The organism is Serratia marcescens, from assembly GCF_029846115.1.
Lineage (GTDB): Bacteria > Pseudomonadota > Gammaproteobacteria > Enterobacterales > Enterobacteriaceae > Serratia > Serratia marcescens_L.
Window position 1 is genome coordinate 2,569,517 of the sequence record NZ_JARVZZ010000001.1, and the last position, 18,420, is coordinate 2,587,936.

General features: G+C 48.3%; 11 protein-coding genes. All 11 read left to right on the plus strand.

Annotation, left to right across the window (positions count from 1 at the left end):
- The first annotated feature begins 45 nt into the window (after positions 1-45).
- The 11 genes from QDT79_RS12090 to QDT79_RS12140 all read left to right on the plus strand — a co-directional run bounded on the left by QDT79_RS12090 (position 46) and on the right by QDT79_RS12140 (position 18,398).
- Entirely contained in the window at positions 46-1,875 is a 1,830-nt protein-coding gene (locus QDT79_RS12090) for a putative phage tail protein (RefSeq protein WP_308316547.1), read from the plus strand.
- 1,363 nt (positions 1,876-3,238) lie between these two features.
- Entirely contained in the window at positions 3,239-6,244 is a 3,006-nt protein-coding gene (locus tag QDT79_RS12095) for a beta strand repeat-containing protein (RefSeq protein ID WP_308316548.1), read from the plus strand.
- 390 nt (positions 6,245-6,634) lie between these two features.
- Positions 6,635-8,407 (plus strand): type I secretion system permease/ATPase, encoded by a 1,773-nt coding sequence (locus QDT79_RS12100; RefSeq protein ID WP_063989334.1) that lies wholly within the window; start codon positions 6,635-6,637, stop codon positions 8,405-8,407.
- Positions 8,408-8,459: 52 nt separating this feature from the next.
- The gene (locus QDT79_RS12105) at positions 8,460-9,791 is read left to right on the plus strand and encodes an HlyD family type I secretion periplasmic adaptor subunit (RefSeq protein WP_063989335.1); all 1,332 of its coding nucleotides are present in this window, start codon (positions 8,460-8,462) and stop codon (positions 9,789-9,791) included.
- A gap of 2 nt (positions 9,792-9,793) precedes the next feature.
- Positions 9,794-11,170 carry a TolC family outer membrane protein gene (locus tag QDT79_RS12110; RefSeq protein ID WP_308316549.1) on the plus strand — a complete coding sequence of 459 codons (1,377 nt, stop codon included), beginning with the start codon at positions 9,794-9,796 and terminating at the stop codon, positions 11,168-11,170.
- 274 nt (positions 11,171-11,444) lie between these two features.
- Positions 11,445-12,869 (plus strand): mannose-1-phosphate guanylyltransferase/mannose-6-phosphate isomerase, encoded by a 1,425-nt coding sequence (locus tag QDT79_RS12115; protein ID WP_308316550.1) that lies wholly within the window; start codon positions 11,445-11,447, stop codon positions 12,867-12,869.
- Between the two features lie 12 nt (positions 12,870-12,881).
- The gene (gene cpsG, locus QDT79_RS12120) at positions 12,882-14,249 is read left to right on the plus strand and encodes a phosphomannomutase CpsG (protein WP_063989338.1); all 1,368 of its coding nucleotides are present in this window, start codon (positions 12,882-12,884) and stop codon (positions 14,247-14,249) included.
- 356 nt (positions 14,250-14,605) lie between these two features.
- Positions 14,606-15,625, plus strand: a complete 1,020-nt coding sequence (gene galE / locus QDT79_RS12125) for a UDP-glucose 4-epimerase GalE (protein WP_063989339.1) — start codon at positions 14,606-14,608, stop codon at positions 15,623-15,625.
- A 371-nt stretch (positions 15,626-15,996) separates the two neighbouring features.
- A complete protein-coding gene (gene rfbC / locus QDT79_RS12130; protein WP_063989340.1) occupies positions 15,997-16,530 on the plus strand; it encodes a dTDP-4-dehydrorhamnose 3,5-epimerase in 534 nt (177 codons plus the stop codon).
- The gene (gene rfbD, locus QDT79_RS12135; protein WP_063989341.1) at positions 16,530-17,390 is read left to right on the plus strand and encodes a dTDP-4-dehydrorhamnose reductase; all 861 of its coding nucleotides are present in this window, start codon (positions 16,530-16,532) and stop codon (positions 17,388-17,390) included. The genes rfbC and rfbD overlap by 1 nt, the downstream gene beginning before the upstream one ends.
- Before the next feature lie 165 nt (positions 17,391-17,555).
- Positions 17,556-18,398 carry a glycosyltransferase family 2 protein gene (locus QDT79_RS12140; protein WP_308316551.1) on the plus strand — a complete coding sequence of 281 codons (843 nt, stop codon included), beginning with the start codon at positions 17,556-17,558 and terminating at the stop codon, positions 18,396-18,398.
- Positions 18,399-18,420: the final 22 nt, after the last annotated feature.

An 18,420-nucleotide genomic window follows, 5' to 3' on the forward strand; every position in this document is an offset into this window, starting at 1 on the left:
ATCTCTCTGGGAACAAGGCCAATAAATTTATTCTGGAGTCAGAAAATGAAGAAAAGTAACCCTGATTTTTCTAAGAGAGAATCACTCAAGAACGGTGTCGTTATGGCATTGGCTTCCATTGTTGCTATTTCAGGGACAGAAAATTCCCTTGCTGATGATTCGATAAAAAATGCAGGTGTCGATTCCTCTGCTAGTAATTGTCCTGATATTGAAAGCTTAAAGAAACTGTCTCCAATCAGTCCTGGTCAACGGATAAATGTACTCAGTTATTATCCATCGCCAAGTACTACTGCAGTTAATTCCCTCATGAAAAGCGTAGTTGCCCCCCATAAGCCATCCGTGCAATCTCAACATTCAGGAGGAGGGGAATTCTATTATGATGCTGATGACAATACTTCTCCTGATGATGGGGGGATGGTAATTGTTACAGATGATGGTAAGCGTTGGAAAAGAGTGTTTTCAAACGATGAACCTATTTTAGGTAGTTATTTTGGGGTCAGTGATATACAAGATGACAATGGGCCGGCGATTACTCGGGCAATTCATTTTTCCAGTAATCGCAGAGTCGTTTTGCCGCGAGGAAAGTTAGTGGTTAAAACACCAATTATCTTCCCTTTAGACTCTGGAGCCAAAATAGATGGGTTTGGCAAGAAAGGGGGCACGGTCATTGATGTTCGCATGAGTGAAGGCTACGAAAATTTCGGTGTTTTTCATTTTCCTGGAAAATCTAATAAATCTGCTAAAAGTCCTGGCTTTCGTGCTGTATCCATTAGCAATATTCAACTCATCGGGAACTTGAGTAAGTGTCATGGTTTTTTTCTGCAATACCAATATGCAATGCGTATAGAACAGGTTACTCTGGAGGGGTTTGATGGTGCGGGACTGTTGATCGACAAATGCCAAGACTCTGTTTTTGAGCAAGTTGATGTTTTTAACTGTGGAAGAACATCTGGCGATCGAGCTAATTTAAAAGATGGCTTTGATGAGTCTAAAACGCTGGTTAGCCCAATAGTAATAATGTCTTCTCTGGGAGATGATTGCAATTATCTTCGCTTCAATGATTGCCAATGGGAAGATAACCCTGTTTCACCGATTTGTGATTTTGCTGGTGGCATAGAAAACTATTTCGTTAATTTACATGCTGAATATAACGCACATTGGGATGTCTCTGGTACTGAAGGTTGTACTCTTTTTATGCAAAGAAAAGGGACGATCAAAGTCAGTGGTGGAGGAAGTGATGAAATTAAATATCTCTTGAAGCATGTTTATGGTGAGTTTTATATTGATTCGCACCGGTGCAGTCCTGCAAAAAATATCAAAATCAAAACGGGAACGAACAGTAAATTCACTTTCAAAGATGTAACTATTGATACGGTTGATGCATTATCCACCTCGGGGTTTAAAATCTTTAAAGATTGCATCTTCAATTCGATTAATTGGTCGTATCTTGATGGTGATGTTTTTCTTGAAAACTGCCGCATCAAAAAGTCATTTGTTGTTAAGGCCGGTTCAAAGAAGTTGAGGATGCGAGTTGTTTCTTCTTTTTTTGATGGTAACGTTTTTATTGATTCAAAAACGCCGAATGTTTTAATTGATGATTGTATGGTTGCAGGTGATGCCCAATTTGGGTCAAAAAACGGGATGTGGCTAAATAATAATGTTGCCGGGCGATTTACCGTTCTTGGCGTAGAGTCACATGTAATTATTCCATCGATAAGACGCTTATTACTGTCAGGACCACCAAAGAACGGCACCTTTTCTGTTGGTGATGTTATTGACAACTCTTTACCACAGAGTGGTAGTTTCATGGGATGGGTATGTGTTGGAGCTGGCAGTCCGGGGATTTGGAAAGGTTTTGGTAAAATTGACGAGTAAATATTTTCATTTTATTGATGTCAGATATCATCTAATTTCTTGATATCTTTGTGTGTTTTTTATGATTGTTTTTATTTGTTGAGCAGTGTGTACGACAACTCATTACGGAGGAATGCGTTGAAGATTGATTTCTGTTTTTTTAAGTTTATACAGAATTAATGGAGTTATTACATTTTATTATCGTTAAAGAGTATCCGATGTTAACTTGACGAGAGAATTTTCCTGCTAACGGATTGTTCTCTCGTATACTACTATAGCGAATATAGCAAAGTTGATAGGCGATATTCTTCCTCACCCCTCCCTCGTAAGCTATAGTATATTCCCTGTTACTTCTCCATCCCCAATGATAACGTTTTTCCCTTGATACTGATGATGTATATCCTCTCTGTGGTATTTATTTCCCTGGGCTATTCGTAAATTTATCAAAATTTACTTTGTATACGAAACGAATCACCGGTTAGAATTTTCGATTTATTTCTTCTGGTTCCTCCGTTGTTGTATCTTAATAAAAGCGTTATTTCCCATCCATTCTATACCGTTTCCCATTCCTATTTTATTTTATAATTTAATACCATATATCACGTGCTTTTAGAGAGAAGCGACAACTCATCTCAATTAAGCTGATAGCAAGGTTTTGTCAAAAGTTATTTATATACACTTTAGGTTTGTACTCCTCTTTCAGAGGGGGCTGACAACCTCTCTGGTACCAGGCGGAAACCGACATTCTCTACGTTGTTAAATAGTTACGCGGTGGGGCATCGATAAAACTATATTCCCAGAACAGTGTTCACGCCTTGTAACGACATGGCAGAAGGTCAGATTTATTTTCATGGGGTTCTGTGTTTTTTCCTTAGAGTTATTCTTTCGATTTTCGCTAATTATTTCCTTGCTACTTATTTTTAGTGAAGGTTATGACTTATTCCCCTTCTATATACAAAATATAACTTGAGTAAAAGTCTTTAGAGGTAATGCATTGTGCTGACTTCAGGGCGCTGATACTCATTTTTTTGGTGTATTTGCAGTGTTCTATAGCTCCAATTGCTTCTTAAATTCTTTATAATTTATTTTTTATAACTATTTTTTGATGTGATCTCAGTGTTTTCTATAGATTTTTCGGTTATAGGAATTTTGTGCGATAAATGTTATCCATTCACTTTGTGTGGTTTTTTTTGCTAAAACCTTTCGTCGCCTACCTTGACATAACCTGAATCTTATCCTTTCTTTTAATTCAGACAGCTTTGCTGTCTTTGTTTGGGTATAACCAGTCGGAATGCATGTTTAGCTGCATTATTAATGAGTTATATCTCTTTTATGCTTCCGATTTTTTTATGGCTTCTCAAGTTAGTCCTCTAAGGGGGGAATCATGGCTTCATTGGCGTATCAGAAAGAAGCAGCAGCTATTTTATACGCTGTTTTAGGGAAAAGCGCGTCACACGCTACGTTCGACTCAATAGGTGCGCAATTGCAGCGAGGTGAACTTTCAGCCTCAGCATATGTTACTACGTTGTTGACTTCTGCGGATGGTGTAGCCCTCTTTAACGGCTTATCAGATTTAAATGCTTTACAAATTGTTTATACAAAAATTTTTGGCTCTGCTGCACCCACCTCAACTCTGCAAGATTACCTGACGGGTAGTACTCTTGCCGAGGCAATGGCTAAAGTTGTAAATCAGGTTCTTGATTATTCGGGATTTGACTCTACTCTATCCGCTGCGCAGACTAGTCTTGATCAGCAAGTAAATGCTGTGCTGTTCCCGTCGGTAAGCGCCGCTGCCCTTGGGCAAGGCGCCTCGGACGTGCAGGCTATCTATTATGTTACTGGGGCGGCTCAATCTGCACTTGGCATAAACAACTATGGAGCGGCCATTAATGCCGGTACGAAAACCTTCGTCCAGGTAGCGCAAGAAATAATTTTCTCTGCAAATCTGACTTCTCTTAGCAATACCGATTATGTGATTCGTTTATTTAAATGGGGTTACGAAAGGTCTCCCTCTGCGACCGAATTATCTAACTATGTCACTGAACTGACTGGAGGGACTTCTCGTGCAGAAGTTCTGATTCAAGTTATTGATTCTCTTCGTGGTACTGTTGCTTCAGGCGATACTACCGCGCAGCAACATTTCAATAGCGCGACTATCAGCTATCAGCCAGGGCAACTGCCTTCATTAAGTTATCAAGAGCAGGTTTCTGCAGTTTATCTTGCAGTTCCGCAGCGTGATATTGATGCTCGTGGTTTAGATGATTGGAGTAAGTATTTATCGAAAGGAGCGATGACTTATAAAGGATTTATTGGGACCATATTGAAGTCAAGCGAGTTTCAGAAGAAAGGTGCCCAACTAACGGGTGATGACTTTATACAACATGTTTACACTGGGGTACACGGTGTAGCTGCGACAGCCGCGCAGATTTTGGTGTATAGTTCGCTGGGAACTGATAAGGCACTGATTACTCAGGCTATTATTAACGATCTGCGTAACTCGACGGCTACAGATAATATTACTGTAACCCAGCAGCATGGTTTCGAGTTCGACATCGGTACTAGCCTGCTGTACAAAACTGCTGCGTCTCTGACGGCAACGGCCGCCGGCGGCAACGCAACGGGCACAGTGAACACCGGCGCATCTCACCAAATCAGCAACGCCGAAACAGCGGTACTCACTAATGTCCAATTGAACGCCAATGCTGCCAGCACCGTGAACCTCAAGTTCGCCGACCATCTGGCGAATCTGACCATCAACGGCACCAGCGCAGCAACAGTCAATTTGTCTGACAATGGTGTTAATCCAGGTGTAGATATCACCGTGAATAACGGCAACGTCATCCTGAATGCCAGTTCGGGTTCGGATGACGTAGTTGTCACATCGACGGCAAACATCGCTGCTGGTACCGCACAGTTTAACCTCGGTGCCGGCAACGATAGCCTGCACTGGGTGGGCAACGGGGTTTCCGGCGGGGCGAACACCGTCGCGAACACGGTTAAGGCTGATGGTGGTGCAGGTACGGACTCCATCTCCGCCAACTTCATCACCAAAACCGTGGTGACCAACCAAAACGCCCTGGGGGTTCGCACCAGTACTGTTTCGAGTAATGCCAATAACTTCTCGAACTTTGAGAAGATTGACCTGACCGGCTATATCGGCAAGTCCGTCGGTACGCTGATTACGACACCGCTGATTGGTTCACCGACCACCACCAGCGTGACAACGCCGACCCACACCTTTGACTTTGGCCTGACCAACGGTACATCGACGGTTGAAGGCACCACGGGCGGCACGGTTACGCAGAATGCGGCGGCTACCAATCTGGGCTCGCAAGGTTTTGTGATCTCCGGTCTGGCTAACGTCAACGTCATTAACGCCGCCGGCGGCAACGCCGCGCAGTTGGAAGTGAAAGGGGACGCCACTTCCGCCAGTACGCTGAACTTTACTTTCGTGCAGAACGCCACCGATCACTTCAACATCAACTTCGATGCGGTGAGCTCTGCCAACGTGAATGCCGGCGCCATCACCCTCAACAGCAGCAGCAGCGCCCTGTTGGGTACCGCGCTGACCACGGTGAACGTGGCCTCAGGTGGTACCGGCAGCTTTGACAACATTCTGTCATTGGCCGGCACCAATGCGCAGGTTCAGACCATCAACGTGACCGGTGATCACGCGCTGGATCTGACTCTGGGCAGCGGTTTCAGCAACGTGCGTGATATCAATGCATCCACCAATACCGCGGGTCTGAATCTCGACTCCAGCCATGGCGGTACCGGTGACGGTATCATCGTTCAGTTGCTGAACATTCTGCCGCTGAGCGTCATTACCACCAACCTGTTGGCGCCGGTGTTGACGGCGTTGGGCCTGAACGGTTACCAAATGACCGTAGAAGGTTCCAGTGCTGCCGATACCCTGGGCGTGATTGGCAACACCACGCTGACCGGTGGCGCAGGTGCCAACACCTATGACATCAAGGCGAGTAACACGCAGGCGGGTGTGACCATCAAGGACTTTAATAGCCTCAAGGACTCGATTGTCGACGTGAACCATGGCGGCCTGACTATCTCCGATGACGCTAGCGGCACTGCGGTAGCGAACTACGGTACGCGCTCTGCCGACACGTTGGATGCGTTGTTAGGGACACTGGTGGGCGGTTTGACCAATGGCGTTATCGGCCTGCTGGGCGGCATTCTCGGTCTGGATAGCAGCAACTCCCTGACGGCGAAAGTGGGTGTGGCATCCGTTGTATTCAGCGGTGGCGGTAACACTGCCAGCTCTTATGTGATTATCGACAACAACGATAACCACACGCTGGACCTCAACGATACCGTGGTATACCTGACTGGGCAAAACCACCAGCAATTGGTGGATACTCTGCACTACGCCTAAGTATGAGTTCCCGTGGGGTATAATTCCCATTGAAACTGTTAGTCAATAAATAATGCGGGGTGTGTAAACACCCCGTATTCTTTGAAAATTGTGAACTACGTCATTATCTCTAATTTATTCCCTTTCGTACTAAACTCGCTTTGCCCTGTCTGTTATTTATCTAGTTGTTTTTATTTATTTTTTTCTGTGGTTCGTGAGGCGATTTTTTTTGCTTACGGCCTTGCTGATATCCGCGTTCTCTACCTATAGTTAGAAAAAGTATCTGCAGTCTCGAGCATGTCTGGGGTGGGGGTTCTTTAGGATTTATTTTATTTTTCCTTTTTTAGGATTTTCCTTATAAGAGTCCAATGCGGATTTTGACTGACAGTGCACATGATGTAAGGGCAGAAAGTGAATCAATTTATACCGCGCAACGAAATTGCGGATGTTATACGGACTCGCAGTAAGGTTTTTTGGACCGTTGGCATATTTACCGCATTTATTAATTTATTAATGCTAGTTCCTTCTATCTATATGCTCCAGGTTTACGACCGGGTGCTTCCTTCGCGTAATGAAATCACGCTGTTGATGCTGACGCTGATCATGTTGGGCATGTTCGGCATGATGTCGCTGTTGGAATACGTGCGTAGCATGGTGGTGATCCGTATTGGCAGCCAGCTGGATATGCGCCTCAACACGCGAGTCTACACTGCGGCCTACGAGGCGAATCTGAAAAACGGTTCGTCTGACGCCGGCCAGATGCTGAGCGATTTGACCAATCTGCGCCAATTCCTCACCGGCAGCGCGCTGTTCGCCTTCTTTGATGCGCCGTGGTTTCCGATCTATCTGTTGGTGATATTCCTCTTTAACCCTTGGTTGGGGCTCTTCGCCCTGGTCGGTGCGCTGTTGCTGATCGCATTGGCGGTGATCAACGAAATGGTGTCGAAAAAGCCGCTGGCGGAAGCCAGCAAGCTGTCGATTATGTCCGGTACGCTGGCCAGCACCAATCTGCGAAATGCCGAAGTGATCGAGGCTTTGGGGATGTTGCCCAACCTGAAACGCCGGTGGTTCGGCCTGCACCAGCGGTTCTTGAACAGTCAGCGCATCGCCAGCGAACGCGCATCGCGGGTCACGTCGATCACCAAGTTTGTGCGCATGTCGCTGCAATCGCTGGTGTTGGGGCTGGGGGGCTGGCTGGCGATCGATGGGCACATCACGCCCGGTATGATGATCGCCGGCTCCATTCTGATGGGGCGAACGCTGGCGCCGATTGAGCAGGTTATTAACGTCTGGAAGAGCTACAGCGCGGCGAAGCTTTCTTATGGCCGGTTGGTCAAGCTGCTGGAAACGCACCCGCAACGGGGTACCGGTATGTCCTTGCCGCGTCCGGAAGGGGTACTCGCCGTAGAAGGCGTCACCGCCACGCCGCCGGGATCCAAAGGCGATGCGGTATTGCATAACGTGAGTTTTGCTATCCAGCCCGGTGACGTGCTGGGGATCATTGGCCCAAGCGCGTCGGGGAAATCGACGCTGGCTCGTTTGCTGGTCGGCATTTGGCCGGTCAGTGAAGGGATTGTTCGGTTGGATAATGCCGACATCTATCAGTGGAACAAGGATGAATTGGGGCCGTATATCGGCTATCTGCCGCAGGACATTGAGCTGTTTGCCGGGACTATTGCCGAGAATATCGCACGCTTTAACGATATCGACTCAGAGAAAGTCATTGAAGCCGCTAAGCTGGCCGGTGTGCACGAACTGATCCTGCGTTTCCCGAACGGCTACGATTCGGTGCTCGGCAACGGTGGCGCTGGGCTGTCCGGTGGACAGAAACAGCGTATCGGCCTGGCGCGCGCACTGTACGGCGACCCTTCGCTGGTGGTTTTGGATGAGCCTAACTCCAATCTGGACGATGCGGGCGAGAAAGCGTTGAACCAGGCCATTATGTTCCTCAAGCAACGTAATAAAACGGTGGTTCTGATTACCCATCGCACCAATTTGCTGTCGATGACCAGCAAGCTGTTGCTCTTGGTGAATGGCAACGTCAACGCGTTCGGCCCGACTCAACAAGTGCTTCAGGCGTTAGCCAATGCGCAAAAAGCGCAGACGCAACCGCCTCAGCAAGCGGTGAGGGCGGTAAATTCCGAGCCGGATGAAGGCAACATCCCGAAAACGCAAATTAATTAAGCCGTGAATTGCCTGATGGCTTTATTGCCGTCCGCAGTTTAAAGGAGTTGGTATGTCGACGCACATTGGCGAGCCGCAAGACTCGTATATTGAAGAGATCCCGCAGGATGAACGGCGGTTTACCCGGATGGGCTGGCTGGTGGTGGGGATTGGCCTGTTCGGATTTTTGGCTTGGGCAGCGTTCGCGCCTTTGGATAAAGGGGTGGCATCACCGGGATCGGTAACTGTTTCCGGCAACCGCAAAACGGTGCAGGCTCCGGCCAGCGGCATCATCAAAAATATCGCGGTGAAAGAGGGTGACAAGGTGAAAGCCGGTGAAGTCCTTGTGCAGTTGAGCCAGGTGCAGGCACAGGCGCAGGTCGATTCCCTGCGCGACCAGTATTACACCACGCTGGCCACCGAAGGGCGTTTACTCGCTGAACGCGATGGTCTGAGCAGCGTCACTTTTTCTCCCATTTTTACCCAGATCAAGGATCAGCCGCGCGTGGCTGAAATCATCGCGTTGCAAACGCAGCTGTTCGCCTCCCGCCGCCAGGGGCTGCAAAGTGAAATTGACGGTTATAAGCAGTCGATGGACGGGATTCGTTTCCAATTGAAAGGCCTGCAGGATTCGCGCGCCAACAAGCAGATCCAACTTTCCAGCCTGCGTGAGCAGATGAACAGCATGAAGCAACTGGCGGCGGACGGCTACCTGCCGCGCAACCGCTACCTGGAAGTGCAGCGTCAGTTTGCCGAGGTGAACAGCAGCATCGATGAAACCGTCGGGCGGATTGGCCAGCTGCAAAAGCAGCTGCAGGAATCTCAGCAGCGTATCGACCAGCGTTTCGCCGACTATCAGCGCGAGGTCAGAACGCAACTGGCGCAAACCCAAATGGACGCCAGCGAGTTTCGCAATAAGCTGCAAATGGCCGATTTCGATCTGGGCAACACCGCCATCACTTCACCGGTGGATGGCACCGTGGTCGGATTGAATATCTTCACTCAGGGGGGCGTCGTGGGAGCGGGTGACCACCTGATGGACGTTGTACCCAGCCAGGCGACATTGGTGGTGGATTCTCGCCTCAAAGTCGACCTGATCGATAAGGTGTACAACGGGTTGCCGGTGGATCTGATGTTTACCGCCTTCAACCAAAACAAAACCCCGAAAATTCCGGGAACGGTCACGTTGGTTTCCGCCGACCGTCTGGTCGACAAAGCCAACGGTGAACCTTACTACCAGATGCAGGTCACGGTCTCGCCGGAGGGCATGAAGATGCTCAGTGGCGAGGACATCAAGCCGGGGATGCCGGTAGAGGTGTTCGTGAAAACGGGGTCGCGCTCGCTGCTGAGCTATCTGTTTAAACCTATTTTGGATCGCGCTCATACTTCATTAACCGAGGAATAATTTTGATTCAATCAAAACGACAGGCTGCCGGTCTGGTTATCGGCACCCTTTTGTTTGCGATATCTGCGCCGGTTTATTCGATAGGGATTTTAGACGCATATTCGCTGGCATTAGAAAAGGACCCGACCTTCCGGGCGGCTATAAAAGAGAAAGAAGCGGGAGATGAGAACGAAAACATCGGCAGGGCGGGGCTGCTGCCGAAAGTGTCGCTGAACTACCAGAATTCGCCGCGTAACTGGCAGACGCAAAAATACCCGCAGAGCGACTTTTTCGGCAATGTTTCGGAGGTCACCCGGCGGCAGCAATATCGCAGTTATTCCAGTTCGATCACGCTGACGCAGCCGCTGTTCGATTATGAAGCGTACGCGCGCTACAAAGCCGGCGTAGCGCAGACGATGATGTCGGACGAGCGCTATCGCAGTAAGTTGCTGGATCTTGCGGTTAGGGTGATTAACGCCTATGTCGAAGTGGCCTATTCCAAGGATCAAATCGCGTTGGCTGAAGCGCAAAAGACGGCTTACAAGGAACAGTTGACCTTGAACGATCGCCTGATGAGCGCCGGTGAAGGCACCATTACCGACGTATCGGAAACTCAGGCGCGCTACAGCCTGGCCGAAGCGCAGGTAATCGAAGCGCGCGATGCGCTGGACGCCGCGCAGCGCGAATTGGAAGTGATTATCGGCATACCGCTGAACCAACTGGATGAATTGCAGGTTTTGCGGCCGGGCAAGTTTAAGGTGGCGCCGCTGATCCCGTCCAAGTTCGAAGAGTGGCAAAAGATCGCGCTGGAGAACAACCCGGTGCTGGCCGCCTCGCGTCATGGCGTGGATGCCGCTAAGTATGACGTCGAAAGGAATCGGGCGGGCTTTATGCCGCAGGTTCAGCTGTATGCTTCGCATTCGGAAAACGACTCCAGCAGCGATAACACGGTTAACCAGAAATACCGTACCGACAGTATCGGTGTGCAGGTCAGCATGCCTATTTATTCCGGCGGCGGCGTTTCGGCGTCGACCCGGCAGGCGGCCGCGCGCTATGGCCAGGCGATGTATGAAATGGATGCGCAGGCGGGTACCACGCTCAACGATCTGCGCAAGCAGTACAATTTGTGCATCAGCAGCCGCGCCAAGGTGGCGGCCTATGAGCTGGCGGTACAATCGGCCACCACGCAGGTGACGGCGACCCGGCAAAGCGTGCTGGCCGGGCAACGTGTTAACGTTGACGTGCTCAACGCCGAACAGCAGCTCTATAGCGCCCAGCGCGATCTGGCCTCCGCCAAATACGCCTACATCAAGTCCTGGATTACCTTGCTGAGCGACTCTGGTACGTTGGACGAAAAAGATGTTATGCGGGTAGCGCAGTATTTTGCCCGCAGTCGTTAGCAATATATTCACTATGAGCATTAATCTGAAAGAGCAGCACTATGCTGCTCTTTTTTGCGTTAATACGTTATGTTATCGGCTGGTGGTTCCTTCTGTATTTATACTTGCCTGGTTTATTTCTATGCATAATTTTCTGTTAAGGAACGGCAGGTTAGAGGGATACATGCTTTTCGCAAAGTGTAACTATTGGTTAATGATCGTACGAATTTTAGAATGATGCTGCTGACGTGCGGCGTCGTCCTTGTAAGAACGATGGCTGAGTAAAGGGTAGATAATGTCCAAACTAATTCCTGTGGTTATGGCCGGCGGCACTGGGAGTCGTCTGTGGCCGATGTCGCGAGAATCGTTTCCTAAACAGTTTTTATCTATTGATGACAGCGGGGTGAGCCTGCTGCAACAGACGTTACAGCGTTTGTCGGGTCTGACCGGTATCGAAGTTGCTGCTCCTCTGGTCATCTGCAACGAGGAACACCGTTTTTTGGTTGCCGAGCAATTACGTGGAATTGGGCAACTGGCGACCAATATTATTTTAGAGCCCGTAGGGCGCAATACCGCGCCAGCAGTGGCGTTGGCCGCTCATCTCGCTGCCGAAGAAGACGAAGACAGCATGCTCTTGGTGCTGGCTGCAGACCATCTGATCACGAAAGTGGACAATTTCCATGCAGCGATTCAGATGGCCGTGTCGTTTGCAGATAACAACCGGCTGGTCACGTTTGGCATCATTCCTGAGCATCCGGAAACAGGATATGGTTACATCAAACGTGGCGGTCACCTGTCGGAGGCGTGTTTCACAGTCGATTCATTCGTAGAAAAACCACGTTTGGAGAAAGCGATAGAATACCTCGCCAGCGGTGAATATAGCTGGAACAGCGGAATGTTCATGTTCAAAACCGCCAAGTTTTTGCAAGAGTTGCAGCAGTTTAGCCCAGACATCTTTAACACAACCCAACAGTCTGTGGTTAAAAGCCAACGCGACATGAACTTTATTCGGGTTGAACAAGCGATCTTCAAACACTGTCCGAGCGACTCCATCGACTATGCGGTGATGGAAAAAACGCGTGATGCCGTAGTGATTCCCATTGATGCCGGCTGGAGTGACGTCGGTTCTTGGTCCTCGCTGTGGGACGTTTCCAAGAAAGATCATTTGGGTAATGTCAATGTGGGCGACATTATCTCGATCGATTCCAATGACAATTACATTTCCTCTGAGTCTGCGTTGGTGGCGACCATTGGGTTGGAAAACCTGATCGTGGTAAACACCAATGATGCCTTGCTGATCGCTCACAAGGATAAAGTGCAGGATGTGAAGAAAGTGGTTGATGAGCTTAAAAAGCGCAATCTTCATCATTTTCGCCAGCATTCCACCGCCTATCGTCCTTGGGGTAAGATTTGCGACATCGACAGCGGCACGCATTTCCAGGTGAAGAAAATCATTGTGCGGCCAGGGGAGGGGCTGTCGGTGCAACGCCATCTCCACCGTGCCGAACATTGGGTCGTCGTGAGTGGGACAGCAAGAGTTAACGTTGATGATCAAGAGTTCTTCTTGTCGGAAAATCAGTCTACCTTCATTCCTGCGGGCAGTGTCCATACGCTAGAAAACCCGGGAAAAATCGATTTGGAAATGATTGAGGTCAGGTCGGGGCACTATCTGGAAGAAGATGATATTGAGCGTTTGCAAGATCGCTATGGCAGAGTTTAATAGGGTTTGGTAATGCAAAAATTGACGTGTTTTAAAGCTTATGACATTCGGGGAAAGCTTGGCGAAGAGCTGAATGAGGACATTGCGTATCGTATTGGACGCGCTTACGGCGAGTTTTTGAAGCCCAAAAATATCGTGTTGGGCAGCGATGTGCGGCTAACCAGTGAAAGCTTGAAGCTGGCGCTGGCGAAAGGTTTACAGGATGCGGGCACTGATGTGATAGACATCGGTTTAACCGGTACCGAAGAAATCTATTTCGCCACAACCTATTTAAAAACTGATGGCGGCGTGGAAGTCACCGCCAGCCATAACCCTATCGATTACAACGGCATGAAGCTGGTGCGTGAAGGCTCTCGCCCGATTAGCGGCGATACCGGGTTACGGGCGATCCAAGAACTGGCGGAGAAAAACCAATTTCAGAAGCCGACGGCAACGCGCGGTCGCTATGTTCGCCAGGACGTATTAGGGGCTTATGTTGAACACATTCTGTCCTACGTCGACGTGAAAAATTTCAAACCGTTGAAGCTGGTGATCAACTCGGGCAACGGCGCGGCGGGGCATGTGATCGATGCTATTGAAGCGCAACTGAAGGCGCGGGGCGTGCCGCTGGAGTTTATCAAGGTGCATCACCAGCCGGACGGCACTTTCCCGAACGGTATTCCCAACCCATTGCTTCCTGAGTGTCGTGCAGATACCGCCGATGCGGTGCGTGAGCATGGCGCTGATATGGGCATTGCGTTTGACGGCGATTTCGATCGCTGCTTCCTGTTCGATGAAAAAGGCGATTTCATTGAGGGCTATTATATCGTCGGCTTGCTGGCGGAGGCCTTCTTGCAGAAACAGCCGGGCGCGAAGATCATCCACGATCCACGTCTGAGTTGGAACACCGTCGATGTGGTTACCGGTGCCGGGGGCGTACCTGTGATGTCGAAAACCGGCCATGCTTTCATTAAGGAACGCATGCGTGCGGAAGACGCCATTTATGGCGGAGAAATGAGTGCCCACCACTATTTCCGTGATTTTGCTTATTGTGACAGTGGCATGATCCCGTGGCTGCTGGTCGCTGAGCTGGTCAGTGTGAAGGGGCAAACGCTGGGGCAACTGGTACAGGATCGCATTGCAGCCTACCCGTCTTCCGGTGAGATCAATATCAAGCTGGCTCAGCCTGCCGTGTCCATCGAAAGCGTTAAACAACACTATTTACCGTATGCCGATGAGGTGGACTACACCGATGGCATCAGCATGGCGTTCGCAGGCTGGCGTTTCAATTTGCGTTCCTCCAATACGGAACCGGTGGTGCGTCTTAATGTCGAATCACGAGCCGATATTGCGCTGATGCAAGAGAAAACCGACGAGATTTTGGCGCTGTTGTCAAACTGAGTGCGTCGCGTAAGGAGCACTGTAGAGCTGTCTTGGACAGCTCTTTTTTTTTGTAAGGCTTAAACTACCCATGTTATGTCTTGCAAACACTTGGAATGCTTCAGAAAGGCAGTGATATAACCGAGAACGGCGCTAAATATTTTAGCCTCTTTGTAGGGAGCCTGGTCAAAGCCACCTGGTAGGCCGATTGTTTACTTACCGGCCAAAAACAAGTGCACCAAGGGAACTCTGGGGACATATGGATGGTCAATTATGATCGAAAAGGCGTGCGTGAGTCCAAGTTTCATTTAGAATCAATTGATTGCTTAAAGAAGACCGTTCATCTTGAGCGCCAGGGGCGCGAGTAAGGAGTTTTTATGGCGATTTTAGTCACCGGTGGTGCCGGTTATATCGGTTCTCACACTGTTCTGGCTTTGTTGGAACATGGCGAAGATGTCGTAGTGTTAGATAATTTATCGAACTCTTCCGATGAGTCTCTGCGTCGCGTTGAGAAACTCGCGGGCAGAAGTGCTCAGTTTTACCAAGGTGATATCTTGGATGCTGAGTGCCTGCATCGTATCTTCGAGGCTCACGACATCTCGGCCGTAATCCATTTTGCTGGACTAAAGGCTGTCGGAGAGTCGACACGCAAGCCGCTAGAGTATTATCAGAACAATGTCACTGGCACGTTGGTATTGTTGGAGGAAATGCGTCGTGCGGGTGTGCATAAGTTTATCTTCAGTTCTTCTGCCACGGTGTACGGTACTCCAGAGCAAGTTCCTTTGACTGAGACGTCACGCGTTGGCGGTACGACGAATCCTTACGGTACGTCGAAGTTGATGGTTGAACAAATTCTGCAAGATTTCGCTAAAGCAGAACCGCAATTCTCCATTACCGCCTTGCGTTACTTCAACCCGGTCGGTGCGCACGAATCTGGCATGATCGGTGAAGATCCAAATGGTATTCCTAACAATCTGATGCCTTATATTGCTCAGGTGGCAATCGGAAAACTGGAGAAACTGTCAATTTTTGGTGACGACTATCCGACCCAGGATGGCACGGGTGTCAGAGATTATATTCATGTCATGGATTTGGCTGAAGGTCACCTCAAGGCGATTGAACACATCGATGAGCACCAGGGCTTTACGGTCTATAATCTGGGGACTGGGGTAGGGTATTCGGTGTTGGAGATGCTCCATGCTTTTGAAAAGGCTTCAGGTCGCAACGTAGCTTACCAAATTGTACCACGTCGAGACGGCGACATTGCCGAATGCTGGTCTGCTCCAGGGTTGGCGTTCAAAGAATTGGGATGGAAGGCTACCCGTGATTTGGATGCCATGATGCGTGATGCGTGGAATTGGCAGAAGAACAACCCTCAGGGTTATCGTCACGGTTGATAGCGAAGCTCGTTAATGACAAAATATGGCATAATGTAAATTAATTGTAACCAACGAGGGCTTGGTTGGCCATTTATATGTTGGTTGCAATTTAAATGTGTTTAATAACAATACATTGCCATGATTTCCCCTTCAATGAACCACATAAATTTTGACTATTTTTTGTGGATGAGTGTCGGATATTTTGATTAATTGTGCTAATCTCCGATACCTTCGTCTACGGTGCGTTCATTGAACTATCCATAATTTATTCTCGTTTAGTTTCTGTTCGAAAACTGGGCGGGTGGGTAGTGATAGACTGCCGGAGAGGCATGTTCAGATGGCCACCCTTTGGGCCTCTGAGGTGAGCGTATTAGTTAGCAGGTTACCCAATGAAAGTGATTGAGACACCAGTCGCAGGTGTGAAGTTGATTGAGCCGAAAGTGTTCGGTGATCATCGTGGTTTTTTCGTCGAAACGTTTCAAAAAAACCGCTATCAAGCAATGTTAGATATCGATGTGGATTTTGTTCAGGACAACCATTCGCGTTCTTCTAAAGGAGTATTGCGTGGTTTGCATTTCCAGCGAATCAAACCCCAAGGCAAGTTAGTCCGAGTTGTGCGTGGAGAGGTCTATGATGTTGTAGTGGATATCAGGGTCGATTCGCCGACGTTCAAAAAGTGGGTTGGTGTTCACTTGTCGGAAGATAACCACCACCAACTTTGGGTTCCACCAGGTCTCGCACATGGTTTCTTGGTTATTTCAGACATTGCTGATTTCGAATACAAGTGTACAGAGTACTATGATCCTGCTAGCGAAGCATGCTTGCTTTGGAATGATCCCGAAATTGGCATTGATTGGCCAGTCGATGAGCCATTGCTATCGCCAAAGGATCTACAAGGTAAATTACTTAGAGAGCTTTTTTAATGCGTGTACTTTTGACAGGTTCTATGGGGCAACTGGGGCGCTGTTTCAGCGATAGGTTTCCTACCGATTGGAGCCTGCTAGCACTGGACAGCAAGCAACTTGACATCAGTGATTATGATGCGATTGAGCAAGCGGTGGCAGAGTTTGAGCCCGATGTTATCGTGAACGCCGCCGCTTATACTGCCGTTGATAAGGCTGAATCTGAACCCGATGCCGCTAAGGCAATCAATGCCTACGGACCCGGCTACCTGGCATCTGCAGCTGCTGCACGAAATATTCCTTTTGTACACGTATCAACCGACTATGTTTTTGATGGCCGTTCGGAGGAACCTTACTGCGAAGATGCTCCCTGCTCGCCACAAAACATTTATGGTAAAACCAAGCTTGAAGGTGAGATTGCCGCGCTGAAGGCTAACCCAAAAACTATTGTAATAAGAACGGCTTGGGTATTTAGCGAGTATGGCAATAATTTTGTTAAAACGATGTTGCGCGTTGGGTCGCAAAGGGATGAACTTGGCGTGGTAAGCGATCAGCGAGGCTGCCCGACTTATGCCGGTGATATCGCTGATGTCATTATCGCCCTGTTGCAAGAACCAGGTGAATACGGTGTCTATCACTTTTGTGGGGATTCGGTGGTTTCTTGGTATGAGTTTGCTCAGATAATCTTCCAACAGGCTACTGAGAGTGGGCTATACCCACACCAGGTCACCGTGAATCCGATTACTACGCAAGAGTATCCTACACCTGCGTCCCGGCCTGTATACTCTGTTCTTAACACCGATAAGATCTGCGCATTGAATCTTAAACCTAGCGTCTGGCGCCAGCAGTTACATGCTGTGATTCGCAAACTGTTGCAGTAGTGGATCTTGGTTTGCATGGAATAAAAGGGGATAATTTTATCCCCTTTGGTGTTTTTGTTTATTGGTGGCGGTTTTCGTTCCAATTGACGAGTGATAATACATCAGCCATCAGTGTATTGTAACTGCTTGTTTTTAAATGATTATTGGTTAGGAACTTCATACGGCATGTTTTCAAAACAAAAACAATACCAAATTGTTGCTTCAATCGTATTGTATAACCATAGCTATGCCCAACTAGAAGACACGTTACTTTCTTTACTTAGCGAAAAATGTGTTCAAAAAATAGTTTTGGTTGATAACGGTGGTTCTGAATGGGCTGCAAAACTAGATAATCATCGTATTAGTTATATTCGTTCGGAAGCCAACAACGGTTTTGGCTACGGTCATAATCTAGCAATGAAGCGTTATCTGAATGAATGTGAATATTTTTTGATTTGTAATCCAGATATCAGTTTTACCGCGGGGGCGCTCGAGAGCCTTTACAGTTTTGCGCGGAACCAAAAACACCGTTTTGTTTCCCCTCGAATTCAATATAGCGATGGGCGATTCCAATACAGTTGCCGCTTACTACCTACACCTGCAAATTTGTTTCTTCGGCGTTTTTTCCCTAAATGGGGAGCTAAACTGGATGTCACTTATGAAATCCAGCGTGCTGATTACACTAAATCCTTCGCAGTTCCTTCAGTTTCTGGTTGTTTTATGCTGGTTGAATCCACTTTGTTAGCGAACTTGGGGGGATTTGATGAACGGTATTTTATGTATTTAGAAGATGTGGATTTGTGTCGCCGGGCTTTGTCAATGAGCGATATTGTCTACTTCCCTGGCGCTACTATCGTCCATGTTTTTGGTAAAGGTTCTTATAAAAACCTAAATTTATTCATTTATCACATGAAATCAGTTGTCTTATATTTCAATAAATGGGGATGGTGGCACGATCCACAGAGATCCAAGGTGAATGCTGGCTGTTTGAAGACGATTCCCATGACTTCTCCTGAAATCAAGCGGTAACATGGTTGAAGATGAGGTCTAC

Excerpts from the sequence above, each read along its gene's own strand:
- QDT79_RS12090 (WP_308316547.1), top strand. The coding sequence starts at position 46 with ATGAAGAAAAGTAACCCTGATTTTTCTAAGAGAGAATCACTCAAGAAC.
- QDT79_RS12095 (WP_308316548.1), top strand. The coding sequence starts at position 3,239 with ATGGCTTCATTGGCGTATCAGAAAGAAGCAGCAGCTATTTTATACGCT.
- QDT79_RS12105 (WP_063989335.1), top strand. The coding sequence starts at position 8,460 with ATGTCGACGCACATTGGCGAGCCGCAAGACTCGTATATTGAAGAGATC.
- QDT79_RS12115 (WP_308316550.1), top strand. The coding sequence starts at position 11,445 with ATGTCCAAACTAATTCCTGTGGTTATGGCCGGCGGCACTGGGAGTCGT.
- cpsG (WP_063989338.1), top strand. The coding sequence starts at position 12,882 with ATGCAAAAATTGACGTGTTTTAAAGCTTATGACATTCGGGGAAAGCTT.
- galE (WP_063989339.1), top strand. The coding sequence starts at position 14,606 with ATGGCGATTTTAGTCACCGGTGGTGCCGGTTATATCGGTTCTCACACT.
- rfbC (WP_063989340.1), top strand. The coding sequence starts at position 15,997 with ATGAAAGTGATTGAGACACCAGTCGCAGGTGTGAAGTTGATTGAGCCG.
- rfbD (WP_063989341.1), top strand. The coding sequence starts at position 16,530 with ATGCGTGTACTTTTGACAGGTTCTATGGGGCAACTGGGGCGCTGTTTC.
- QDT79_RS12140 (WP_308316551.1), top strand. The coding sequence starts at position 17,556 with ATGTTTTCAAAACAAAAACAATACCAAATTGTTGCTTCAATCGTATTG.